Source organism: Agromyces mangrovi (assembly GCF_030296695.1).
GTDB classification, from domain to species: Bacteria; Actinomycetota; Actinomycetes; order Actinomycetales; family Microbacteriaceae; genus Agromyces; species Agromyces mangrovi.
Genome location: NZ_AP027737.1, coordinates 738,062 through 760,941 on the forward strand (window position 1 = coordinate 738,062; position 22,880 = coordinate 760,941).

Consider the following 22,880-nt stretch of genomic DNA (forward strand, 5'->3'; position numbering starts at 1 on the left):
CTCAGGACGCCTGCTCGTCGGCGTCGGGCTCGTAGAGGCGCAGGAACAGCGACTCGAGCGACGGGGGCTCGACCGTGAGGGCGGTGATGCCGAACGGCGTGAGCTGCGCCATCGCGTCGCCCACCCGGGAGGCATCCACCGTCGCCGTCATGCGCAGGCCGTCGACGTGGATGTCGGACAGGTCCGCCAGCGCCGCGTCCGGCACCGGCCGGGCGAAGGTGGCGTGGATCGTGGTGCGGGAGCCCTGCTGCAGGTCGGCGAGCGTGCCGGTCTGCACGATCTCGCCCTGGCGGATGATCGACAGCCGGTCGGCGAGCGTCTCGACCTCGCTCATGATGTGGCTGGAGAGCAGTACCGACGCGCCGCGTTCCTTGGCCTCCCCGACGACCTCCTGGAAGACGTTCTCCATGAGCGGGTCCAGGCCGCTCGTCGGCTCGTCGAGGATCAGCAGCTCGACGTCGGACGCGAGCGCCGCGACGATCGCGACCTTCTGCCGGTTGCCCTTCGAGTACTGCCGGCCGCGCTTGGTGGGGTCGAGCTCGAACCGCTCGATCAGCTCCGCCCGGCGCGACTCGTCGAGGCCCCCTCGCAGGGATCCGAGCAGGTCGATCGCCTCGCCGCCGGTCATGCCGGGCCAGAGCGACACGTCGCCGGGCACGTAGGCGATGCGCCGGTGGAGTTCGACCACGTCGTGCCACGGGTCCTTGCCGAGCACGCTCGCCGTGCCGCCGTCTCCGCGCAGCAGGCCGAGCAGCACGCGGATCGTGGTCGACTTGCCCGCGCCGTTCGGCCCGAGGAACCCGTGCACCTGTCCGCGCTCGACCGTGAGGTCCACGCCCTTCAGCGCCTGGAAGCGCCCGTACGACTTCGTCAGACCCTCGACCCGGATCACTGCATCGGTCTCGCCCATGGACGTCTCCTCATCGGATGGTGACGGAACATCGCCAGCATAGGGCGAACTCCACGACCGGGGAAATACCCCCGACGCGCGCTATCCTGTGCGAATGGCCGAGACGGAAGCGGCCGCAGCGCGGCGCCGCGTCGGGCGTCGCAGCGGCGACAGCGGCACGCGCGACGCGATCCTCGACGCCGCGCGCGACCTGTTCGCCGAGCTCGGTTACGACGGGGCCTCCGTGCGTGCCATCGCCGCCCGCGCCGGCGTCGACCCGGCGCTCATCCGGCACTACTTCGGCGACAAGCAGGCGCTGTTCGCGACCGCGATGGCCGAGCGATCAGCGATCGGTCCACGACTCGGCGAGGCGTTCGCGGGCCCGCCCGACCAGCTCGCGTCGAGGCTCGCGGACGCGTACCTGCGCCTCTGGGAGGACGCCGACACCCGCCCGATCCTCATGGCGCTCGCACGTTCGGCGATGACCTCGCCGGAGGCGAGCCGACTGCTGCGCGACACCTTGACCGCCCGCATCCGCGACATCGGCCCGATCCCCCAGATCGGCGAACCGGCCGCGCGGGGGATCGTCGCCGCGGGCGCCCAGCTCTTCGGCATCGCCGTCGCCCGGCACGTGCTCGAGATGCCCGGCCTCGCAGAGCTCACCCACGACGAGCTCGTCGAGCTGGTGACCCCGACCGTTCGGCACCACCTCGGCGCCGCAGCGCCCTGACGTCGCGTCAGATGCCCTGCCAGGCGGGCTTGTTCGCCCAGGCGTGCCGGTAGTACGACAGGTTCGCGAGCTTCGACGCGGCGGCCTCGTCGACGATCACGGTCGTGTGCGGATGCAGCTGGATGGCCGAGCCCGGCTGGCTCGACGTCACCGGCCCCTCGACCGCCGCGGCGATCGCGTCGGCCTTGGCCTCGCCGAACGCCAGCAGCAGCAGGTGGCGGGCACGCAGGATCGTGCCGAGGCCCTGCGTGATGCAGTGCATGGGCACGTCGTCGGGCGAGTCGAAGAAGCGCGCGTTGTCGGCGCGCGTCGGCTCGGTCAGCGTCTTCACGCGCGTGAGCGACGCGAACGACGACCCCGGCTCGTTGAAGCCGATGTGCCCGGTGCGGCCGATGCCGAGGATCTGCACGTCGACGCCTCCCGCGGCCTCGATGGCCGCCTCGTAGTCGTCGCCCGCGGTCTCGATGCCGTCGGCCGACCCGTTCGGCACGTGGATGAGCTCGGGCGTGAGGCCGAGCGGCTCCACGACCTCGCGCGTGATGACCGCGCGGTAGCTCTCGGGATGCCCTCGGGCAGGCCGACGTACTCGTCGAGCGCGAAGCCGCGCACGCGCGACACGTCGACGCCGTCCGTCGCGATGCGCGCCGCCAGCGCGCGGTAGCCCGCCAGCGGCGTCGAGCCGGTCGCGAGCCCGAGCACCGCGTCGGCCTTCCGGGCGACGGTGCCGAGGATGGCGTCGGCGACGAGCGCACCCGCCTCCTCCTCGCTGCGGACGATGACGATCTCAGCCATGTGCTGCCTCTCCGACGAGTGCGGCGCCGACGGCGGCCGCGGGGAATCCGAACGGGATGACCTGCACGCGGTCCTGCAGGTCCAGGGATGCGAGGAACGGCGAGGACGCCGCCCAGTGCGAGAGTATTCCGCGCACGCCGACCAGCAGGCGGTCGCCGAGGGCGCTCAGCCCGCCGCCGATCACGACCGTGTCCATGTCGGACGTGAGCACGAGGATGCGCACCGCCGACGCGACGCCGGCGAGGAACGTGTCGCGCGCGGCGATCGCCCGCGCGTCGCCGCGCTCGGCCGCGTCGAACAGGTCGGGTGCGGGGTGCGGCGAGTCGGTCGGCCACAGGCGGGCGACCGCCGAGCCCGACGCGACCGTCTCGAGGCATCCGCGCTGCCCGCAGGCGCACGGCTCCCCCGCCGGGTCGACCGGGATGTGCCCGATCTCGCCCGCGACGCCGTGGCCGCCGCGCAGCAGCCGGCCGTCGAGCACGAGGCCCGCCGCGAGCCCGGTGCCGAGGTTCAGGTAGGCCATCGACCGGGCGCGCAGCCCGTCGGCCACGCCGAGCAGGTGGTGCGCACCGAGCGCCGCGGCCTTCACGTCGTTCTCGACCCGCACCCGCACGCGGAACTCGTCGGCGAGCCGCGGGCCGAGGTCGAGCCCCTCGAGGCCGAGGTTCACCGCGTGCGCCACCCGTCCGCTGCCGTTGTCGACCGCACCGGGGATGCCGATGCCGATCGACTCGAACCCGCCGATGCCGGCGCCCGTGAGCTCCCCCATGCGCCGCACCGTGCGCACCGCGGTCTCCACGACCGCGTCCGCGCCGAAGCCCGTGGGCATGCGCACCTGGTCGCTCAACTCGCCGTCCGCGCCGATCGCGACGGCGGCGGTCTTCGTGCCGCCGATGTCGATGCCGAGCCTCATGCGGCCGCCACCGGGTCGGGAGCCAGGTCGTCGAGCGCCACGAGCAGCGCGTCACCCACGAGGCGCGAGGCGCCGAAGGTCGCGAGGTCGGCGTAGGCGCGGTCGGCGCCCGGCCAGCCCATCTCGACCACGATCACGTCGGGCCGGGCCGCGCGCAGGGCGTCGACGGCGGCGCGGGCGAAGTCGTGGCGGTGCACGTCGCGGCCGATGACCAGCACGGGGCCGGTCAGGGCGGATGCCTCGAGTGACGCATCCCCCGGGCGCACCACGATCGCATCGGGCGAGTCGATGCCCCACGGGGCGACGCCGATCGCGATGTTCGCCTCGGACTCGAGGCGGACCAGGGTCGCGGGCGCGCCCTGCGCGAGGCGCTCGCGCGCGGCATCCGTCACCTCGAAGGAGGCGGCGATGCGGCGCAGTTCGGCGTCGCGGTCGAGGGGCGCGGCGGGCGCCTCGCTCGGACGCGCGGCGTCCGCGAGTGCGCGCACGCGCCCCGCGGCATCCGTCACCCGCTCCTCGGGGAGGCGACCGTCGGCCACCGCGGCCAGCACCGCCTGGACGATCTCGTCGAGCAGCGCCTCCGTCGTGTCGGTGCCGATGCAGAGCAGGTCGCAGCCGGCGACGAGGGCGCGCACGGCCGCCTCGGGGATGCCGTGCACGCCGCTCGCCCCGTGCATGTCGAGCGCGTCGCTCACGACGACGCCCTCGAACCCCAGCTCCGCGCGGAGCAGGCGAAGCACACGCGGAGACAGGGTGGCGGGGTGGTCCGCATCGAGCTGCGGCAGCAGGATGTGGCTGGTCATGACGGTGCGCGCTCCGGCCGCGATCGCGGCGCGGAACGGCACGAGCTCGCGGGTCGCCAGCTCGTCGGCCGAGCGATCGACGACCGGCAGCGACACGTGCGAGTCGGCGTCCGTGTCGCCGTGGCCCGGGAAGTGCTTCGCGCTCGCGGCCACGCCCGTCGACTGGAGGCCGCGGGTCCACGCGACCGAGTGGCGCGCGACCAGCTCGGGGTCGGTGCCGAAGCTGCGCGTGCCGATGACCGGGTTGTCGGGGTTGGAGTTCACGTCGACGTCGGGCGCGAACGCGAGGGTGCATCCGCTCGCCCGCAGGGCTTCGCCGACGCGGCGACCGATCTCCTCGGTGTAGGCCACGTCGTCGATGCGACCCAGGACCGCGTTGCCCGGGTAGGGCGCACCGACGTCGTAGAACAGGCGCGTGACGTCGCCGCCCTCCTCGTCGATCGCGATCACGGCGTGCGGGTTGGCGTCCGTGATCCGGTCGTTCAGCGCCGCGAGCTGCTCGGGCGAGGCGATGTTCGGGCCGAACACGCAGACCCCGCCGAGGCCGGCCGCGAGCCGATCGCGCACCCACCCGGGCAGCTCAGTGCCGGCGAATCCGGGCAGGAGCGTCGTGAGGGCGTCGCGCGACAGGTCGGCGGCACCCGGGTTCGCGACGGTCATCCCTTGACCGCCCCCGAGACCATGCCGCTCGTCATGCGGTTCTGCACGATGAGGAAGAAGATCACGACGGGAATGGCGATGAGCGTCGAGCCGGCCATGAGCTGGGCCCAGTCGGTGCCGCCGTTCGGGTCGAGGAAGGTGCGCAGCCACACCGGCAGCGTCATGGCCTCGGGCCGCGGGTTGATGACCAGGGCGAACACGAACTCGTTCCACGCCTGGATGAACCCGAACACGCCCGTGGCGACGAGGCCCGGCGCGAGCAGCGGGAACGTGATGCGCCAGAACGCCTGCGTGCGGCTCAGGCCGTCGATCATCGCGGCCTCCTCGAGGTCGGCGGGCACGCCGTCGACGAACCCGCGCAGGGTCCAGATCGTGAACGGCAGCACCGTGGCGACGTACACGAGCGTCAGGCCCGCGATCGAGTTGAGCAGGTGCCACGAGTCCATGACCCGGAACATCGAGATGATCATGGCCTCCGCCGGGATCATCTGGATGATGAGGATCGCGATGATGAACGACACCCGGCTGCGGAACCGGAAGCGGGTGACCGCGACCGCCGCGAGGAACGCGAACACCAGCGCGATCAGCACGGTGAGGAGCGTGATCTGCAGCGAGTTCGCGAGCGCCGGCAGGAACGGTGCGCGCTCGTAGTTGAAGATGACGTCGACGTAGTTCTGCAGGCTGCCGTTCTCCGGCCAGAAGTGCACCTCGCTGCCGCGCACCTGGGAGTTCGGCTGCAGCGACGTGTTCACCATCCAGTAGACGGGGAACACGCTCATGGCGAAGATCACCAGGGCGGATGCCGCGAGGAGCACCTTCCCGACGACCGAGCGCGCGCTCCGGCGGCGTGTGGGGGCGGCGGACGGCGTCGCGGGGAGGGCCGTCGTGCCGTGCGCGTGGGCGCCTGCCGTGACGGCGGCGCGCGTGTCGGCGGCGGTCATCGGTCCTCCTTGAGGCTCTGGCGGACGTAGTAGAGGGAGATGGCGACGAGGAACAGCACCACGATCACCGAGATCGCGCCGCCGACGCCGAAGTCGCCCGTGCCGAGCGACACGCGGTAGATGTACACGCCGAGCGTGTTGGTCTGCTCGGCGAGGCCGCCGAGCGCCTGCAGCGCATAGATCTGGGTGAACACGCGCAGGTCCCAGATGATCTGCAGGATCGTCACGACGATGAGGATCGGCCGCAGGAACGGCACGATCACCAGGAAGAACCGCTTGAACGGGCCGGCGCCGTCGAGCTGCGCCGCCTCGAGCACCTCGTCGGGGACCTGGGTGAGGCCCGCGAACACGGTGAACGCGACGAACGGGATGGCGCCCCAGACGATCACGATGCCGGCGACGAAGAAGAAGCTGAGGGGCTCGAGCAGCCACGAGTGGCCGCGGAAGTCGAGGCCGAACCACTCGGAGAGCGCGTAGTTCAGCACGCCGTACTGCGAGTCGAAGATCCAGCCCCAGACGATGGTGGCCGACAGGGGCGGCATCGCCCAGGCGAGCAGCAGGCCGACCGAGACGAGCAGGCGCCAGCCGGCGGCCAGCTTGCGCATGAGCAGGGCGACCAGCACGCCGACGACCATGGTGATGACGACGCACGCGGCGGCGAAGAGCACCGAGCGGCCGAGCACCTGCCAGAACTCGGGGTCGCTCAGCACGCCGAGGTAGTTGCCGAGCCCGACGAACTCGGGCGGTGCGCCGAAGACCTGCGCGCGTCCGAACTCCTGGAACGACATGATGACCAGCTGCAGCAGCGGCCAGCCGATCACCGCGACGAGGATGATGAGCGCGGGAACGAGCAGCGCGTAGGGCGTGAGGCGTGCGCGGGTGCCGCCGCGGCGCTTCGGGCGGGGCGGGCGGCCGTCGGGCAGGGCGGCCCCGGCGTCGTCCCGGGCGGGCGCCTCGGGTCGAGTGACGGTGCTCATGGGGGTGACTCCTGGTTCGAGCGGGTGGTGCTGCCATGATGCGCGCGGCGGCACGAAAAGAACAGGGATGCCCGGCACGACGTGTGGTGCCGGTCGTGCCGGGCATCGGCGGGCCCTGGGGCCCGAGGGTGGCCGCGGTGCGGCCGGTTCCGGATCGGCGGCGTGTGTGGGCGCCGCCGACCCGGAGTGCGGGGACTAGCCGTTGAGGATGTCCTCGATCTTCTCGTCGACCTCGGCCGCGAGCTCGGCGACGTCGCCGCCCTGGGCGATCTTCACGAAGAAGTCCTCCAGGACGCGCGAGGCCTCGACCTCGGCCCAGTTCGGCGATGCCGGGGTGAGCTTCGCGCTGCCCGCGGCGGCGGTGAAGGCCTGGGCCTCCGGGCTGTCGCCGAGGGTGGTCGCGAGCGACTGCTTGGCCGGGATGAGGCCGTTCTCGCCGTAGATCGTCTGGAACTCGTCGCTCAGGATGATCGCGAGGGCGCTCTTGGCGAGCTCGGGGTGCTCGGAGTTGGCCGAGACGCCGATGTTCGAACCGCCGGCGAAGGCCTGCGCAGCGCCGCCGTCGGCACCCGGAAGCGCGTAGACGAGCGGAGCGGCCGGGGCGTTCTCGGTCTCGCAGCCGCTGGCCAGGCCGAGGGCCCAGTTCGGGGCCGAGAACTGGATCGCGTCACCCTCGCAGTACGGGGTCCACGGCTCGGCGTTGTCGCCGTCCTTCGGGGCGACCGAGGCGTTGAGCATGAGGTCCTGCACCTGCTCGAGGCCGACGATCGACTCGGGCGAGCTCAGCTGCGCGTCCCAGCCGTCACCCTCGGGAACGGCGATCTCGCCGCCGGCCTCCCAGATGAAGGGCAGGGCGTTGTACCAGTCCTGGCCGGCGAAGTAGATGCCCGACTTGCCGTCGTTGGCGGCGGCGAGCTCCTTGGCCTGCGCGATGTAGTCGTCGAGCGTGGCCGGGGCCTCCGACACGAAGGCCGGGTCGGCGAACACGACGCGCGCACCCGCGTAGAGCGGAGCAGCGTAGAAGGCGCCGTCGTACGAGCCCGCCTCGACGAAGCCGGGGAGCAGGTCGTCGCCGCCGAGCGCCTCGTAGTCGTCCGAGATGTCGAGCAGCGCGCCGACCGAGGTGAACGCCGGGGCCTGCGTGTTGCCGAACTCGACCAGGTCGGGGCTGTCGGAGGAGGAGAGGCTGGTGGTCAGCTTGTCGACCAGGCCGTCCCACGACTGCTCCTCGATGGTGAGGGTCGAGCCGGGGTTCTCCGCCTCGAACGTCTCGACGAGGTAGTCGCGCGCGTCCTGGGGCGTGTCCGCGCCGACGAGCCAGACCCGGAGGTCACCGGTCTCGGGCTCGCTCTCGGAAGCAGCGTCGCCTCCCGAGGCGCAACCGGCGAGGGCGAGCGCAGCAGCGGCGCCGAGCGCCACGATGCCGAGTTTCCGCATTGCTGTGTTTCCTTTCGTGGGGGTGTGGTCACCGGCCGGGGCGCCGGAGTCCATGGTGCAGGAGTCTCCTCAAGAGACCCCGAGTTGGCCGGAGAGGACCATGACGGCCGCGCCGCGCAGGACGATGTCCTGCCCGTGCGTGGTCATCCGGATCCGGAGATCGCGGTTCACGTCCGCGATCGTCCGGTTCCGGAGCGTCTCGACGGCCGCCTCTCGCAAGGGGCCGTCAAGCAGTTCGGCCGGACCGCTCAGCACGACCTCGGCGAGGTTGAGCGCTCCGACCACGGGGGCGAGCACGATGCCGAGTCGGCGGCCCGCCTCCCGAAGGATGGTGTCGCGCGCCGCAGCACGCGAGTCGTCGCCGGCGGCGGCCGTCGCGGCCGCCAGCTCGGCGGTCAGGCGCGGCTCGGCGAGCCAGGCCTCGAGGCAGCCGTGCTTGCCGCACGCGCAGGCCGGGCCGCCGTCGGTGCCGACGACGACGTGGCCGATCTCGCCGGCCGCGTAGGCGCCGCCGATGAGCGGCCGGCCTCCGACGATGAGCCCGGCGCCGACGCCTCGGCCGACCTTGACGAGGATCACGTCGTCGTCGCCGTCGCGCGTGGCGTGCTCGGCGAGCACCGCGGCGTTGGCGTCGTTGGCCACGTGCACCGGCACGCCGGCCGCCTGGCGGATGCGCGCGCGGAGGTCGAGGTCGGTCCAGCCGAGGTTCGGGGCGCGGCGCACGACGCCCGCGTCGTCGACGACACCGGGCGAGCCGACGCCCACGCCGAGCAGCGGGGCGGATGCGGCGGACGCGAGTCGCTCGACGAGGGCGATGACCAGTGCGATCGCCTCCTCGCCCGTCGCGCCGGCGAGCTCCACCTCGGCGCGCTCGAGCACGGCGCCCTCGAGGTCGAGCACGGCCCCGCGGAAGACCGAGGCGTCGGAGAGGTCGACGCCGATGATCTGGAACGCGTCGCGGGCGATGTCGATGAGGGTCGCGGGCTTGCCCGGTCGCGCGGACTCGCGCTGGCCCAGCTCGACGACGAGCCCCTCGCCGATGAGGTCGGCGACCAGGTCGGAGACGGTGACCCGGGTGAGGCCCGTCTCGCGGGCGACGTCGGCGCGGCTGCGGGCGCCGGCGGTGTAGAGCGTCTGGAGCACGAGCGCGCGGTTGTGGTGGCGCGCATGCTCGGGGAGCCGCTTGCCGCTGGGGCGCAGCGCGCGACCGAATCCGGCGGCCACCGACGTCGTGTCGAGCCGCAGCTGCGGGGCCTGGGCGGCGCGCCCGGCGGCAGTGTCGGCCGGCACCTCGATGAGGGTGCTGCGCTGCTGATCCGCCGTGGTCATGTTTGTTAGTAAACCTTACGAACAAACATCCCACAAGGGTTCGCCGCGAATTCGTGCGGCCGTTACCGAGTCGTGACCTGCACTCCGCCGTGGGCTGCGGCCGCCGCACCCACTGGGGCGCGGACGCGCCGAGGGCGCCGGATGCCACGCATCCGGCGCCCTCGGCGGCGTGTACGAGCCGCCTACTCGGTCCCGACCTCCAGGGTCGTGCCGAAGCCGGACTCGCCGTAGGCGACGTACCCGAGGTACGTCTCACCCGCGTCGAGGCCCGACCAGGACAGCGTGTAGGTCGCCTCCTCGCCCTGGACACCCGGCAGCGGGTTCGGCGACGCGGCCAGGTCGCCGACGCCGCCCGGCATCACGGAGTACGAGTCGAGGTCGTACTGCTCGTTCGAACCGGCGTACACCTGTGCGACGACCTCGTAGTACCCGGGCTCGGGTGCGAAGAGGTCGACACGCTCGTCGGCGGAACCCGTTGCCGAGTACCAGAGCGCGACGCGGGCGCCGCGCTTGCCGTCGAGCTTGTAGACCAGCAGGTCGAGGTCCGCCGCGTCGTTGTACGCGTCCAGATCCCAGCGCTGGTAGGCCACGCCCTCGGGGATCTCGACCACCCAGGTCGCCTCGTCACCGGTGCTGCCCGAGCCGCTGTAGGCCTTGTTCGGCCCACCCTTCTTGACCTTGAGCTGCTCGGCCGGAGCCAGGCCGCTGACGACCAGCGGGATGTCCCCGGTGGAACCGGGCGTCACGTTCACGTCGGCCGACCCGCTCGTGCCGCTGCCGAGGACCCCCGCGGGTGCCTCGAGCGACACGGGCTGCACGGCGACCGGGCTGTGCACGACGGTGTCGCCGCTCACCCAGTCGATCGAGCCGGTCGTGAACGCGTCCACGGGCGCGTCGGTGCGAGTGAAGGTCACCGTGTAGGTGGCCTGCTCCCCCGCCGCTCCGAAGACCAGCGACGACGGCTCGATGCTCACGTCGATGCCGGCGAGGCCGTTCACCGTCGGCGTGAAGGTTCCCGCCTGGGTGGCCGTGGCGGTGCGCGTGACGGTCTCCGAGTCGGTCAGCGAGCCGATCGCGATCGACGCCTGGTTGAGGTCGCTCGGGTCGACCGGCCCGACGCCGAAGTCCGCGTAGCCGAGGGCCTCGACGTACGCCAGCCAGTCGTACACGTCGGAGTCGTAGACGAAGCCCGGGTCGAAGAACGACGTCGGGTCGACGTGACCGGCGCCCTGCGTGAACGGGTCGGTGACCGCGTCGCCCGCGGCGTCGACCGTGTCGTAGGCCGTGGTCATCATGGCCGACTTCACGGCCATCGGCGACTCGGTCGGCGACTCGCCCAGGTAGAACGCGGCGAGGCCCGCGACGTGCGGAGAGGACATCGACGTACCCGAGAGGAACTGGTAGGTCCCCTCGTCGCCGTCGGCGTTGGCGCCTGCGGCCAGGATCGCGACGCCCGGCGCCGAGATGTCCGGCTTCAGCACGTCGCTGCCGTCGGCGAGCACCGGGCCGCGCGACGAGAAGCCCGCGACCTGCGGGGTCGCCGGAGCCGTGCCGACCTCTCGGCCCTGCGCGAACGTGATCGTCGCGCCGGCGGTGCCGGCGTAGGCGAAGAGCGCGTCCCGCTCGGTGTCGGGCACGTGGATGGTCGGCACCGAGTGCAGGTCGAGGTCGATCGAGTTCGCCGACGGGTTCGCGAGGATCATCCCGATGCCGCCGGCGCGGGCGACCTCGGCCGACTTGTCGACACGCGCGTAGACACCGCGGTCGCAGTAGACCACCTTGCCGGCGACCTGCGCCGGGTCGAGGGTTCCCGCCGCGCACAGCAGCGCCTCCGAGGTCGACGCCTTGCGCGTCTTCACGAGGTCGCCGCGCACGAAGTCGCCCGAGACGCCGGCCGCGGGCACCGTCACGGAGCCGCCGACGGCCTTCGAGCCGCCGTCGAACGTGGCGGTCGCCTCGTAGCTCGGAATCGTCGACGCCGCGACCGTGGTGATCCACGGTGCCGCGTTGTCGAGCGTCGATGCGCCGGGCCCGGAGTTGCCCGCCGAGGCCGCGACGAACACGCCGACCGATGCGGCGTTGAGGAACGCCCAGTCGGTTCCGACCACGGTCGACGTGGCCGCGCCGCCGCCGATCGAGAAGTTGATCACGTCGACGCCGTCGGCGACCGCGTCGTCGATGCCCGCGAGCAGGTCGCTGCCTGCGCAGCCGTCGTCGTCCTGGCTTGCGGGGTCGGGACCCGACCAGCACACCTTGTAGGCCGCGATCTTCGCCGCGGGCGCGACGCCGACCACGCCGTCGAACGCGTTGCTGCCGACGGTCACCTCGCCGACGGGGTCGCCCGCCGCGGTGCCTGCCGTGTGCGAGCCGTGGCCGTCGCCGTCGCGCGGCGAGACGTACTCGCCGACGCTCGCGTCGCCGATCGCGGCAGCGCCGAAGCCGTCGAGGTAGTAGCGCGCGCCGACGACCTTCGTCGAGCAGTCGCTCGCCTCGAACTGCTCGCCGACCTGGCAGGTACCGGTGAAGGTGCCGCCGTCGGCCTTCGCGTAGGCGATCACGTCGCCGTCGAGGTAGGGCTCGTCGCCGGCGGTCGTGCCCAGCGGGTCGCCCGCGAAGGAGGCGTTCTCGGGCGCGATGCCGGTGTCGAGGATGCCCACGACGATGCCCTCGCCCGCGGTGTCGCGACCGCCCGTGGCATCCCACACCCCGCCCGTGCCATCGGCGCCCGCGCCGAGGCCCAGGAACTCCGTCGACGGGGTCGCGTCGAGGTGGTAGATCTGGTCGGCTTCGACCGTCACGCCGCGCATGCCGGCGAGCGTCGCCGCCTGATCGGCGGTGAGGTCGGCGGCGAAGCCGTTGAGCGCGACCGTGTACGAGGTCGCGACCTTCGCGCCGACGCTCTTGGCCAGCTTGTCCTGCTTGGCCTCGAGGTAGTTCGCGTACGCCCGCGCATTCTTCGACGTCGCCTCGAAGGCGCGGCCGTTGCCCGGAGCGGTCGGGGCGATGCCGGAGACGCCGCCGTCGTACGTGGTGACCGGCGACTCGTCGAGCAGGACGATGTAGCGACCGTCGGTGAAGTCGGTCAGGTCGACGTACCCCGTCGCCCCCGACACCGCCGCAGGCCCCGTCGAGGTCGGTGCCGCCAGCGCCGCTCCCCCGACGCCGAGCGCCCCGGAAACGACGACGGCACCGCTCAGCGCTGCCGCCGCGATGCCGCGAATCCTGACGGGCCGAGCCCGTCGCTGTGTTGCATGCAAATCGAATCCCCTGTCTTCGGATGATGCGCAGACCCCCGATCAGGGGGTTGCACAGTGTCATCGAACCTATCCCAAGGAATTCGCAGGATGAAGGCACTCCACACGCAGATTCGCTGCGTATCATGCACGATCTTTGCCTCGTCGAGGATTGCTCGAAGAATCCTCGAATGGATCTGAGGTTCCCTCAGGGTCAGGCTCGGTGCCCGACGTCGGGCACCGAGCCGAGTGACACGTCAAGCCGTCGTCACCGAGGCGACTCGCCCGGCACGACTCGTCGCCCGGACGGCGGGAAACCCGAGCAGCGCGAGCCCGAGATTCGCGAGCGTCTCCGCGTACCCGGGGTGCGCCGCGACCGCAGGCAGCACGAACATCAGCACGACCGCCGGCAGCGTGAGCGTCAGCAGCCAGGCGGATGCCGAACGGTCGCGCTGGATGAGCATCGTGACGCCGAGCGCGAACGGGAAGAGCAGCATCCCGAAGAAGCCGATGTTGACGATGAGCTCGAGGACGCCGGTGATCTCGAGGCCGAACAGGCTCGCCCCGAGGCCGACGGCCATGGCACCGTAGACGAACGCCAGCGCCCAGCGCACGACGTTGCGCCACGGTCGCCCGCGGAAGCCGGGCGCTGCGACCGTGAACAGCACGACCACGATCAGCGCGTAGCAGGCGACGTGGATGATGCCGCCGACCGTCTCCACGACCGGGAGCGCACTCCCGTAGGCGAAGACCGAGTCTCTACCGGTGAAGATGCGGATGAGCGCATCGGTGAGGGCGATCGCGGACGTGGCGATCGCGGCGACGAGGGCGGCGATGCGGATGCGGGACATGACGGACTCCTCCGGTCGGTGCGTGCGGCGGCGATCGGTCGACCGCCCTCGATCAGGCTGCCGCTGAGCGGTCGGAGGCGGATCCGTCCCGCGGACCGCCCGGGTCCTCCAGCCCGCACCGACTGGACTCCTCCGTGTGCACGGCGCAGGGGTCCTCCCCGAGGAGGATGCGCCCGTGACCGGCGGACCAGTAGCGTGCGTCCCATGGGCCCGCGGATCCTGTCGTACGCCGTCGTCGCGGTCGTCGCGGTCGTCGCCGCGACCGGCGCCGTCGGCGCGCTGCACGGCGGCGAACTGCCACCCCTCGACGTCGTCTTCGTGTCGATCCTCTTCGCCTTCCTCGGGCTCGGCGTACGCGCCGCGATCCTGGCGTGGCGCTCCGCGCGCCTCGCCGCGGTCCACGCGGAGCGCACGATCGGCCGCAGGCCCGAGGACGCCGTGCGGGCCGCGGTCGACGAGGAGCGCGCCCGGATGTCGGCCGACATCGAGGCCGTGGTCCGGCGAGCGGTCCTCGGCATCCGATCGCGCGCCATCGGGCTCGGGGAGTCGACCGCCACGGCCGACGTGCCCGCCGTCCTGCGCGCCATCCAGCGCGAGGGGCGGGCCGCCACCGCCGAACTGCGCCTGCTGCTGGAGCTCCTCCGGGCACCCGGCGGCGACGGCGAGCCCACGCCGCCCGATGCGCCGGCCCGCACTCGTCGGCGGCGTCCCCGCGGCCTCGACATCGCCCTCGCCTGCATCGCGGTCGCCGTCTGCCTGGTCGAGGCGACCACCGGCCCGACGCTCGCCCCGGAGGGCATGCGAACCGTCGCCGTGCCGCTCGGCGCGTTCGCGGCCGCCGCGACGATCGCCTGGCGCACCGACCCCGGTGCGACGCTCCTCGTGCAGGCGGTCGCGATCGCGTTCGGCTCGGCCCTGGGAGCCCCGGTGTCGTTCGGCATCTGGACGGTACTGGCCTTCGGCCTGCCGATGTGGGCGGCGGTGAGCCACCCCTGGCGCGGCCCGAAGGCCGTCGCCGGCCCTCTCCTGCTCGTGGTCGCCGGCGTCTGGTCGCAGGCCGTGTGGTCGCCCGACAACGTCGGGATCCTGATCGTGATCCTCGCCGCCGCTGCGCTCACGGGGCTCGCGAGCCGCCTGCTCGACGCACGCCGACGCCGCAGCGCCGCCCGGGCGGCCGCCTACGACGCGCTCCTGGCGAAGGAAGCTGCGGCCGCGGTCCGCCGCGACCGGGTCGCGACGGCCCGCGAGCTGCATGACGCGGTGTCGGGCACGATCGGCGTGATCGTGATGCAGGCGGGCGCAGCGGAGTTGCGCTGGGCCGACGACCGACCGGGTGCGCTGCGGGCGATCGACGTGATCGTCGCGGCGGCCGACCAGGCGGTCGGAGAGCTCGACGACCTCATGCCGCGGCTGGCGGGCGCCGCGATCGGCGGGTCGGCGGACCGCGGCCCCGAGGACCTGCCGGACCTCGTGGAACGGATGCGTCGCGCGGGCGTCGATGTGAGGGCATCGCTGCCGGACCCGCTCCCCCGCTCCCGGGCGGCATCGCCGAGACCGCGTACCGGATCGCGCAGGAGGGCGTGGCGAATGCCGCCCGCCACGCACCGGGGTCGCGCATCCGCGTGCGGGTCGCGCTGGTCGACGGCGCGCTCGAGGTGACCGTGGAGGACGACGGCGCGACGACCACGCCGGACCCGGGCGGAGGCTACGGGCTCACCGGCCTCGGCGAGCGGGTGGCCGAGGCGGGCGGTGCCTTCGCGGCCGGCCCACGCGACGGTGGCGGGTTCGCGCTCGCCGCCCGGCTGCCGCTCACGGCGGGAAGCGGGGTGCCGGAGTGACACGGGTGCTCCTCGCCGACGACCACGAGCTGCTCCGGAGCGGCCTCGTCTCGATCCTCGAGTCCGACCCGGAACTGGAGGTCGTCGGCGTCTGCGACGACGGCCCCGCGGCAGTGCGCGAGGCGGCGCGCCTCCGACCCGACCTCGTGCTCATGGACGTCGAGATGCCGGGCGGAGACGGCATCGCCGCGATCGGGCCCGTGCTGGAGGCCGTGCCGTCGACCCGGGTCATGGTGCTCACGATGTTCGACCTCGACGAATACGTCGCGGGGCGCTCCGCGCCGGGGCATCCGGATTCCTCATCAAGACCACTCCGCCCCGCGAGCTCATCGCGGCTGTGAAGGCCTGCGCGTCCGGCGAGTCGAGGTTCGGGCCGAGCGTGGTGAGCCGGCTCGTGCAGAGCTACGTCGAGCGTCCGGCGCCGGTGGGCGCCCCGGCCGGCGCAGCCGAGCTCACCCCACGCGAGCGGGACGTGCTCCGTGCGCTGGCGCGCGGCCTCTCCAACGCGGAGATCGGCGCGGAGCTCTTTCTGGCCGAGACGACGGTGAAGACCCACGTCACCCGCGTGCTGCTGAAACTCGGGGTGCGCGACCGCGTCCAGGCGGTCGTCGTCGCGCACACGTCGGGCCTCGCCGGCTGAGCCGCCCCTCAGCGCGTCCGGCCGGGAACGACTCCCGACCGCTCTGCAGGTGCGGACACCGCGTCCGCCGCCCGGGCGTCGCGTCGCCCGCCGATCGCCCGCAGCGCGGCGAGGATCGTGATGAGGTCGACGACCTCCTGCAGCAGCGCGCCCACGGTCGCCGGGATCACCCCGAACGTGGCGACGAGCATGAGCGCGATCGACACGACGATGCCAATCCAGATGCTCTGCAGCGCGATGCGCACGGTGTCGCGCCCGATCTCGACCGCCTTCGCCGTGCGGGACAGGTCGTCGACCAGGATCACGGCACTCGCCGACTCGCTCGCCGCGGTGGCGCCCCGTGCGCCCATCGCGATGCCCACGTCGGCCGCCGCGAGCACGGGCGCGTCGTTGACGCCGTCGCCGACCATGATCACCGGCCGCTCGGCGATGCCGGCGACCTCCGCCACCTTGTCCGCCGGCAGGCACTCGGCCCGCACGCGCTCGATGCCGAGCTCGGCCGCGATGTGGTCGGCCGTCGCCTGCGCGTCGCCCGTGAGCATCCGGGTGTGGTGCACGCCGAGCTCGTCGAGGCGTGCGAGCGTGTCACCGGCGTTGTCGCGCACGCGGTCGCGGGCGAGCAGCGCACCGGCGTAGACGCCGTCGACCGCGACGTAGACGGCGAGCTCCCCGGGTCGATGCGCGTGCGGTCCGCCGCCGGCGCGTGCGTCCGGACGAACGCGAACTTCCCGACGACGACCTCGCGGCCGTCGATGCCGGCGACGACGCCGTTCGTCGCCTCCTCGCGCGCACCCACGGCATCGTGCAGCGACAGGCCGCGCGAGCGCGCCGCATCGATCATCGACTCCGCGAGCACGTGCGACGAGTACTGCTCGGCGGATGCCACGAGGCCGAGCAGCTCGTCGGCCTCGAACCCGGTCTCGGGTCGCACCGCGACCAGCTCGGGGGTGCCGTGCGTGAGCGTGCCGGTCTTGTCGAACACGGCCGTGCGCGCCCGAGCGAGCTGCTCCAGGACGCCGCCGCCCTTCACGATCACGCCGTTGCGCGCCGCGCGGCTCATCCCGCCCATGAACGCGACCGGGGCGGCGATGAGCAGCGGGCACGGCGTCGCGAGCACGAGCACCTCCGCGAAGCGCACCGGATCTCCCGACACCCACCACGCGACGCCGGCCAGCAGCAGCGAGAGCACCGTGAAGGGCACCGCGTACCGATCGGCGAGCCGAACCACCGGCGCCCGGCTGGCCGCGGCCTCGGCGACGAGCGCGACGATCTGCTGGTACTGGCTGTCGGCGGCGCGCGCGGTCGCGGCGAGCTCGATCGCGACGGGTCCGTTCACCGACCCGCTCAGCAACGCGTCTCCCGCCCGTCTCTCGACCGGCACGCTCTCACCCGTGATCGACGACTCGTCGACCGACGCCTCGGGCGAGCGCAGCGTGCCGTCGACCGGCACGATCTCGCTGGGTCGCACGAGCAGCACGTCGCCCGGTCGCACCTCGTCGACCGGCACGTCGGCGAACCGGTCGCCCTCCACCCGGTGTGCGTGCTGCGGCGCACGGGTCAACAGCGCGTCGAGCTCGCGCTTCGCTCGCCGCCCGGCGTAGTCCTCGAGCGCCTCGCCGCCGGTGAGCATGAGCACCACGATGAGCGCGGCGACGTACTCCCCCACCACCACGGTCGCCACGATCGCAGTCACCGCGAGCACGTCCAGCCCCCAGTGGCCGCGCAGGATGTCGCGCACCATCCCGACCGCCTGCCAGGCCGCCACCCCGAGCGCGTAGAGCGAGCAGAGCCACGCGACCGCGTCGCCGGCGCCGGCCAGCGCGAGCAGGATCGCCACGAGCCCCACCGCGAGCGTCGCGGCGACGAACGGATAGCGCCGTGCGGCGCGGAGCACGCTCCCCATGCCCCGAGTCTGCCCCAGCCGGGCGCGGTGCGGACCGCACGCGCCGCGGAGACGACGACGGGGCCGGATGCCCCGTGGCATCCGACCCCGTCTCGAGCGGTTCCGCCTAGGCGGCCAGGCGCGCCTCGAGGTTCGCCGCGAGGGTCGAGAGGAACTCCTCGGTCGTCTGGTACGGCTGGTCGCCGCCGACGAGCAGCGCGAGGTCCTTCGTCATGGCGCCCGATTCGACGGTCGTGATGACGACGTCCTCGAGCGTGTGCGAGAAGTCGATCAGCTCCTGGTTGCCGTCGAGCTTGCCGCGGTGCGCGAGGCCGCGCGTCCAGGCGTAGATCGAGGCGATCGGGTTGGTCGAGGTGGGCTTGCCCTGCTGGTGCTGGCGGTAGTGGCGGGTCACCGTGCCGTGCGCCGCCTCGGCCTCGACGACCTTGCCGTCCGGCGTGGCGAGCACGCTGGTCATGAGGCCGAGCGAGCCGAAGCCCTGCGCGACGGTGTCCGACTGCACGTCGCCGTCGTAGTTCTTGCAGGCCCAGACGTAGCCGCCCTCCCACTTGAGGCTCGCCGCGACCATGTCGTCGATGAGGCGGTGCTCGTAGGTGAGGCCGGCCGCCTCGAACTTCTCCTTGAACTCGGTGTCGAAGACCTCCTGGAAGAGGTCCTTGAACCGGCCGTCGTAGGCCTTCAGGATCGTGTTCTTGGTCGAGAGGTAGACCGGGTAGTCGCGGGCCAGGCCGTAGTTGAGCGAGGCGCGCGCGAAGTCCTTGATCGACTCGTCGAGGTTGTACATGCCCATGGCGACGCCGGAACCCGGCGACTGGAACACCTCGAAGGACTGCGGCTCGGAGCCGTCCTTCGGGGTGAAGGTCATGGTCAGCGTGCCCTCGCCCTCGAACTTGAAGTCGGTGGCGCGGTACTGGTCGCCGAACGCGTGGCGGCCGACGATGATCGGCTTGTTCCAGCCGGGCACGAGCCGCGGGATGTTCGAGATGATGATCGGCTCGCGGAAGATGACGCCGCCGAGGATGTTGCGGATGGTGCCGTTCGGCGACCGCCACATCTTCTTCAGGCCGAACTCCTCGACACGCGCCTCGTCGGGCGTGATGGTCGCGCACTTGACGCCGACGCCGTGCCGCTTGATGGCGTTCGCCGCGTCGACCGTGATCTGGTCGTCGGTCTCGTCGCGCTTCTGGATGGAGAGGTCGTAGTACTCGAGGTCGATGTCGAGGTACGGGTGGATCAGCTGGTCCTTGATCGCCTGCCAGATGATCCGGGTCATCTCGTCGCCGTCGAGTTCGACGACGGTGCCTGCAACCTTGATCTTGCTCAAGTCGGTGCGCTCCTTGGGATCGGGAGTGGAAAGTCGGGATGGGCGGGATCTCGCCGCCGACCAGCTTACCGGTTCCGGAGATTCTCTCGACATCGAGACAGTTGCCGGGGCGTTCGATGACGTCGCGAGGCGCGGCCCCGAGGCATCCGCGGGCCGGATCGGGCACGGAACGGCTACCCTTGCGTGTATGGGTGATCTGCGTCTGGAAGAACTGTCGGCCTCGAACGTGGTCGCCGCGAACAGCCTCTCGCTGAAGCCCGGCCAGGAGCAGTTCGTCGCCCCGGTCACCTACTCGGCAGAGACGACGGTCGTGAACCCCGCCACCACGTGGCAGCGCGTCGTGCTGCAGGGCGACCGCGTCGTCGGCTTCATCCACGGCAACTTCGACCCCGACGAGGAGCGCGAGGAGTTCCGCGCCTGCCTGTGGCGCATCAACGTCGACGCCGACGTGCAGGGCAAGGGTGTCGGCCGCTTCCTCGCCGAGGCGCTCGCCCGCGAGGCGAAGGCGCGCGGCTTCGACCACGTGACCGTGATGTGGGAGCCGGGCGACCAGGGCCCCGGCGAGTTCTTCCACCGCATCGGCTTCCGCGACGTCGGCGAGTCGGAGTACGGCGACATCATCGGCACCCTCGCGCTCTGAGATGGCGGATGCTCCGCAGGAGCCGGCCGTCCCGCCGGAGCCGGCCGGCGGCTTCGGGGAGCGCGTGCTCGAACTCGTCGCCGAGATCCCGCCGGGTCGCGTGCTGACCTACGGCGACGTCGCCGCGCTGCTCGGCTCGCGCGGCGCACGCGCGGTCGGCACGGTCATGGCGCGGTCGGGTCACCTCGTGCCGTGGTGGCGCGTGCTGCGCGCCGGCGGCCACCCGCCGAGCGGGCACGAGGACCGGGCGCTCGCGCACTACCGCGACGAGGGCACCCCCGTGCTGCCGGCGGCGACGGATGCGACCTACCGCGTCGATCTCGCGCGGGCGAGGTGGCGACCCGGGCGGGAACGCTAGCCGCGCGACGCCGGGTCGGCGAACTGCGCGGGGTCGGCGTACTTCGCGTTCGCCGACGGAGTGGTCGTGTCGGGCAGGGCCGCCAGCGGCAGCTCCACCCGGATCGAGGTGCCGCCGCCCGCCGGGCTCTGCATCTCGAACGAGCCGCCGACCGCCTCGGCGCGGTCGGCCATGCCGACGATGCCGGTGCCCGCCCGATCGGCGCCGCCGACGCCGTCGTCGCGCACGACGAGGCGCACGACCTCGCCGGGGTGCGCCCCGTCGCCGTCGGACTCGAGGTCGGGCACGTCGACGGTCGTCATGTCGACCGTCACCCACACCCGGGTCGCCCGGGCGTGCTTGGCCAGGTTCGCGAGCGCCTCCGAGAGCACGAAGTACGCGGTCGACTCGAGCAGCTCGGGCAGCCGCCCGACCTCGACGTCGACGGTCGCGGGCACCGGGCAGCGCCCCGCGAGCTCGGGCACCGCGAGCGCCAGCCCGCCCGCCGAGAGCAGGCTCGGGTGCAGGCCGTGCGCCAGCTCGCGCAGTTCGCGCAACGCCACGTTCGACTCGGTGATCGCCGCCTCCGCGCGCTCGGCGAGCTCGGCCTCGCCCGACGCCGCCGCACGGTCGGCGAGCACGCGCAGCTGCAGCGCGAGCGCCACCAGGCGCTGCTGCGCCCCGTCGTGCAGGTCGCGCTCGATGCGGCGCCGGGTCTCGAGGCCCGCGCGGACGATGCGCTCGCGCGACTCGCGCACCTGGGCGAGCGTGGCCTCGACCTGCGCCCGGAGCCGGCCGTTGTCGACCGAGAGGCGCAGCGCGCTCGAGACGCCGTCGAGCAGGCGCGTGTTGTCGGTCAGCGCGAGGTCGTGGCGGATGAGCGCCAGGCGCGCGCCCGAGGGCGACGAGATGGGCAGCATGCCCCGGCCGGCGCTGTCGGTGCGATCGAGCGGCTCCCCCGCGGCATCCGTGTACGCGCCCTCGCGGTCGTCCCACCAGTAGACGCGCACCGACGGGTCGCGCAGGGTGCGCGCGAGCGACTCGGCCCAGAGCGTGCGGTCGGCGCTCTCGCGGGTGATGCGCATCAGGTCGGCGACGCGTGCGCGCAGGTTGCGGGTGTGCGCGATGCCCGCGACGAAGCAGACCGGGATGGTCGCGATGGCGATGAGCGAGATCGTCGCCGCGACCTCGTCGAACTCGGTGTCGATCGCGTAGCTGACCACCTGGATCGCGAGCGTCGTGGCCCATGCGAGCAGCGCGACGGGCATGAGGAACACGATCGTGCGCGCCGGCACGCTGCCGCGCACCCAGCGCATGAGCATGCGGATCGCGACGACCACCACGAGCGCGCCGCCGAAGAGGCGGAAGCCCGCGTCGATGACCGCGAAGGCGGTGGGCGCGTCGAGGAACGAGTACGGGTTCGGGGCGCAGTCGCAGGGCACCGCGTCGGGCACGGCCAGCAGCAGCACGGCCGCGAAGTTGACCGCCGAGACCGCGAACGCCGAGTACGCGATCGCCCTGTCGGTGAGGTCGTCGAACGTGCCGCGCGGGTAGATGAGCACGAGCACGCCCGCGAGCACGCCCCAGAGCAGGTCGACGCCGCGCACGATCGGCCAGAGCCAGCCGAGCGGCGCGATGACGTTGTAGATCGTCTGCGGGATCCACAGCAGCGGGAACACCGCCATCAGCCGGGCGGCCGCGGGCGCGACGTCGAGCCGCCAGGCGATCGCTGCGCAGATCGCGAAGACGAGCGGCACGATGGCGTGCAGCGTGGCGTAGCTGGGGGCGAACCGCTCGTCGGGCGGCGTGGCGGCCCAGCCGCCGATCGACATGGCGAGGCTGGCCGCGATCACCCCGGCGATCACGAGCGATCGGCGGGTGACCAGCGAGCGGATCGTGGGCCCTGCGGGCATCACCGCGACCCGAGCAGCATGAGCACGGCCAGCACCCGGCGATGCGTCTCGGGCGACTCCTCGAGGTCGAGCTTCTGCAGGATGCTCCGCACGTGCGTCTCCACGGTCTTGACGCCCAGGAAGAGCTCCTGTGCGATGCCCGAGTTCGAGCGGCCCTCGGCCATGAGCTCGAGCACCGACCGCTCCCGCGGCGTCAGGCGCGCGATCGGGTCGTCGGCGCGCGAACGCGAGACGAGCTTCGAGACGACCTCGGGGTCGACGACGGAGCCGCCGGATGCGACGGTCTGCACCGCCCGCACGAGCGACTGCGGCTCGGACACGCGGTCCTTCAGGAGGTACCCGGTGCCGGCCCCGGCGCCCATCACGCGCACGGCGTACTCGGGCGTGGCGTACATCGACAGCAGCAGCACGCCGATCGTCGAGCCGGACTCGCGCAGGCGCTCGAGCGCACTCACGCCCTCGTCCGAGTAGTCGGGCGGCATGCGGATGTCGAGCACGGCCGCGTCGAGTTCGTTCGCGTTGATCACGGAGAGCAGCTCGGGCGCCGTGCCGACGGAGGCGACGACCTCCATGCCGGCATCCGCCAGCACCTTCTCGATGCCCTCGCGCAGCAGCAGGGCGTCGTCGGCGATCGCCACGCGGAGCGCCGGCGCCTCATCGTGGTGCGGGTCCATCATCACCTCGTACCGCAATGCCGGGTTGTGCGGTTGAGTCGAGAATACCTCGCGGA

At 72.6% G+C, this 22,880-nt stretch carries 19 protein-coding genes and 2 pseudogenes; 7 read left to right on the plus strand and 14 right to left on the minus strand.

Annotated features, from left to right (window positions below):
* Position 1 precedes the first annotated feature (1 nt).
* Complete coding sequence (locus QUE38_RS03520) at positions 2 to 910, minus strand: ABC transporter ATP-binding protein (RefSeq protein WP_286310239.1); 909 nt, start codon at positions 908 to 910, stop codon at positions 2 to 4.
* A 94-nt stretch (positions 911 to 1,004) separates the two neighbouring features.
* Between QUE38_RS03520 and QUE38_RS03525 the strand changes: the two genes are divergently transcribed.
* On the plus strand, positions 1,005 to 1,619 hold the full coding sequence (locus tag QUE38_RS03525; RefSeq protein ID WP_286310240.1) for a TetR/AcrR family transcriptional regulator: 615 nt from the start codon (positions 1,005 to 1,007) through the stop codon (positions 1,617 to 1,619).
* Positions 1,620 to 1,626: 7 nt separating this feature from the next.
* Here QUE38_RS03525 and nagB read toward each other — a convergent pair.
* The 9 genes and pseudogenes from nagB to QUE38_RS03570 form a co-directional block, all read right to left on the minus strand.
* Positions 1,627 to 2,411: pseudogene (nagB, locus tag QUE38_RS03530) on the minus strand (glucosamine-6-phosphate deaminase).
* Entirely contained in the window at positions 2,404 to 3,324 is a 921-nt protein-coding gene (locus QUE38_RS03535) for an ROK family protein (RefSeq protein ID WP_286310241.1), read from the minus strand. The pseudogene nagB and the gene QUE38_RS03535 overlap by 8 nt, the downstream one beginning before the upstream one ends.
* Complete coding sequence (locus QUE38_RS03540; protein ID WP_286310242.1) at positions 3,321 to 4,787, minus strand: glycoside hydrolase family 3 protein; 1,467 nt, start codon at positions 4,785 to 4,787, stop codon at positions 3,321 to 3,323. The genes QUE38_RS03535 and QUE38_RS03540 overlap by 4 nt, the downstream gene beginning before the upstream one ends.
* Positions 4,784 to 5,728, minus strand: coding sequence for a carbohydrate ABC transporter permease (locus QUE38_RS03545; protein WP_350227532.1), 945 nt, complete (start codon positions 5,726 to 5,728; stop codon positions 4,784 to 4,786). Before QUE38_RS03545 ends, QUE38_RS03540 begins: the two co-directional genes overlap by 4 nt.
* Entirely contained in the window at positions 5,725 to 6,705 is a 981-nt protein-coding gene (locus QUE38_RS03550) for a carbohydrate ABC transporter permease (protein WP_286310243.1), read from the minus strand. The genes QUE38_RS03545 and QUE38_RS03550 overlap by 4 nt, the downstream gene beginning before the upstream one ends.
* Before the next feature lie 195 nt (positions 6,706 to 6,900).
* Positions 6,901 to 8,142 carry an extracellular solute-binding protein gene (locus QUE38_RS03555; protein ID WP_286310244.1) on the minus strand — a complete coding sequence of 414 codons (1,242 nt, stop codon included), beginning with the start codon at positions 8,140 to 8,142 and terminating at the stop codon, positions 6,901 to 6,903.
* A gap of 69 nt (positions 8,143 to 8,211) precedes the next feature.
* Positions 8,212 to 9,471: an ROK family transcriptional regulator gene (locus tag QUE38_RS03560; RefSeq protein ID WP_286310245.1), complete on the minus strand. Its 1,260-nt coding sequence runs from the start codon at positions 9,469 to 9,471 to the stop codon at positions 8,212 to 8,214.
* A gap of 182 nt (positions 9,472 to 9,653) precedes the next feature.
* Positions 9,654 to 12,584, minus strand: a complete 2,931-nt coding sequence (locus tag QUE38_RS03565; protein ID WP_286310246.1) for a S8 family peptidase — start codon at positions 12,582 to 12,584, stop codon at positions 9,654 to 9,656.
* Positions 12,585 to 12,961: 377 nt separating this feature from the next.
* Complete coding sequence (locus tag QUE38_RS03570) at positions 12,962 to 13,555, minus strand: hypothetical protein (RefSeq protein ID WP_286310247.1); 594 nt, start codon at positions 13,553 to 13,555, stop codon at positions 12,962 to 12,964.
* A 204-nt stretch (positions 13,556 to 13,759) separates the two neighbouring features.
* On the opposite strand from QUE38_RS03570, the gene QUE38_RS03575 reads away from it, so the two are divergent.
* The 4 genes from QUE38_RS03575 to QUE38_RS17400 are packed head-to-tail and all read left to right on the plus strand — an operon-like array spanning position 13,760 to position 16,033.
* Positions 13,760 to 15,214 (plus strand): histidine kinase dimerization/phosphoacceptor domain-containing protein, encoded by a 1,455-nt coding sequence (locus QUE38_RS03575; RefSeq protein WP_286310248.1) that lies wholly within the window; start codon positions 13,760 to 13,762, stop codon positions 15,212 to 15,214.
* Positions 15,136 to 15,393 (plus strand): ATP-binding protein, encoded by a 258-nt coding sequence (locus QUE38_RS03580; protein ID WP_350227534.1) that lies wholly within the window; start codon positions 15,136 to 15,138, stop codon positions 15,391 to 15,393. Before QUE38_RS03575 ends, QUE38_RS03580 begins: the two co-directional genes overlap by 79 nt.
* Positions 15,390 to 15,734: a response regulator gene (locus tag QUE38_RS17395; protein WP_350227535.1), complete on the plus strand. Its 345-nt coding sequence runs from the start codon at positions 15,390 to 15,392 to the stop codon at positions 15,732 to 15,734. Before QUE38_RS03580 ends, QUE38_RS17395 begins: the two co-directional genes overlap by 4 nt.
* Positions 15,735 to 15,772: 38 nt before the next feature.
* Positions 15,773 to 16,033, plus strand: a complete 261-nt coding sequence (locus QUE38_RS17400; protein WP_350227536.1) for a response regulator transcription factor — start codon at positions 15,773 to 15,775, stop codon at positions 16,031 to 16,033.
* Between the two features lie 8 nt (positions 16,034 to 16,041).
* Here QUE38_RS17400 and QUE38_RS03590 read toward each other — a convergent pair.
* Both QUE38_RS03590 and QUE38_RS03595 read right to left on the minus strand, forming a co-directional pair.
* Positions 16,042 to 17,936 (minus strand): annotated as a pseudogene (locus QUE38_RS03590) (heavy metal translocating P-type ATPase).
* Positions 17,937 to 18,042: 106 nt separating this feature from the next.
* A complete protein-coding gene (locus QUE38_RS03595; protein WP_286310250.1) occupies positions 18,043 to 19,260 on the minus strand; it encodes an NADP-dependent isocitrate dehydrogenase in 1,218 nt (405 codons plus the stop codon).
* Between the two features lie 187 nt (positions 19,261 to 19,447).
* Between QUE38_RS03595 and QUE38_RS03600 the strand changes: the two genes are divergently transcribed.
* A complete protein-coding gene (locus QUE38_RS03600; RefSeq protein ID WP_286310251.1) occupies positions 19,448 to 19,900 on the plus strand; it encodes a GNAT family N-acetyltransferase in 453 nt (150 codons plus the stop codon).
* Position 19,901: 1 nt separating this feature from the next.
* The gene (locus QUE38_RS03605) at positions 19,902 to 20,258 is read left to right on the plus strand and encodes an MGMT family protein (RefSeq protein ID WP_286310253.1); all 357 of its coding nucleotides are present in this window, start codon (positions 19,902 to 19,904) and stop codon (positions 20,256 to 20,258) included.
* Here the strand turns inward: QUE38_RS03605 and QUE38_RS03610 are convergent.
* Entirely contained in the window at positions 20,255 to 22,150 is a 1,896-nt protein-coding gene (locus QUE38_RS03610) for a sensor histidine kinase (protein ID WP_286310254.1), read from the minus strand. The genes QUE38_RS03605 and QUE38_RS03610 overlap by 4 nt on opposite strands.
* Positions 22,150 to 22,824 carry a response regulator transcription factor gene (locus tag QUE38_RS03615; RefSeq protein ID WP_286310255.1) on the minus strand — a complete coding sequence of 225 codons (675 nt, stop codon included), beginning with the start codon at positions 22,822 to 22,824 and terminating at the stop codon, positions 22,150 to 22,152. Before QUE38_RS03615 ends, QUE38_RS03610 begins: the two co-directional genes overlap by 1 nt.
* Positions 22,825 to 22,880 lie beyond the last annotated feature (56 nt).

Bases quoted from the DNA above. Each gene is read 5' to 3' on its own strand.
- QUE38_RS03520 (WP_286310239.1), bottom strand. From the start codon at position 910: ATGGGCGAGACCGATGCAGTGATCCGGGTCGAGGGTCTGACGAAGTCG.
- QUE38_RS03525 (WP_286310240.1), top strand. From the start codon at position 1,005: ATGGCCGAGACGGAAGCGGCCGCAGCGCGGCGCCGCGTCGGGCGTCGC.
- QUE38_RS03535 (WP_286310241.1), bottom strand. From the start codon at position 3,324: ATGAGGCTCGGCATCGACATCGGCGGCACGAAGACCGCCGCCGTCGCG.
- QUE38_RS03540 (WP_286310242.1), bottom strand. From the start codon at position 4,787: ATGACCGTCGCGAACCCGGGTGCCGCCGACCTGTCGCGCGACGCCCTC.
- QUE38_RS03545 (WP_350227532.1), bottom strand. From the start codon at position 5,728: ATGACCGCCGCCGACACGCGCGCCGCCGTCACGGCAGGCGCCCACGCG.
- QUE38_RS03550 (WP_286310243.1), bottom strand. From the start codon at position 6,705: ATGAGCACCGTCACTCGACCCGAGGCGCCCGCCCGGGACGACGCCGGG.
- QUE38_RS03555 (WP_286310244.1), bottom strand. From the start codon at position 8,142: ATGCGGAAACTCGGCATCGTGGCGCTCGGCGCCGCTGCTGCGCTCGCC.
- QUE38_RS03560 (WP_286310245.1), bottom strand. From the start codon at position 9,471: ATGACCACGGCGGATCAGCAGCGCAGCACCCTCATCGAGGTGCCGGCC.
- QUE38_RS03570 (WP_286310247.1), bottom strand. From the start codon at position 13,555: ATGTCCCGCATCCGCATCGCCGCCCTCGTCGCCGCGATCGCCACGTCC.
- QUE38_RS03575 (WP_286310248.1), top strand. From the start codon at position 13,760: ATGGGCCCGCGGATCCTGTCGTACGCCGTCGTCGCGGTCGTCGCGGTC.
- QUE38_RS03600 (WP_286310251.1), top strand. From the start codon at position 19,448: ATGGGTGATCTGCGTCTGGAAGAACTGTCGGCCTCGAACGTGGTCGCC.
- QUE38_RS03605 (WP_286310253.1), top strand. From the start codon at position 19,902: ATGGCGGATGCTCCGCAGGAGCCGGCCGTCCCGCCGGAGCCGGCCGGC.
- QUE38_RS03610 (WP_286310254.1), bottom strand. From the start codon at position 22,150: ATGCCCGCAGGGCCCACGATCCGCTCGCTGGTCACCCGCCGATCGCTC.
- QUE38_RS03615 (WP_286310255.1), bottom strand. From the start codon at position 22,824: ATGGACCCGCACCACGATGAGGCGCCGGCGCTCCGCGTGGCGATCGCC.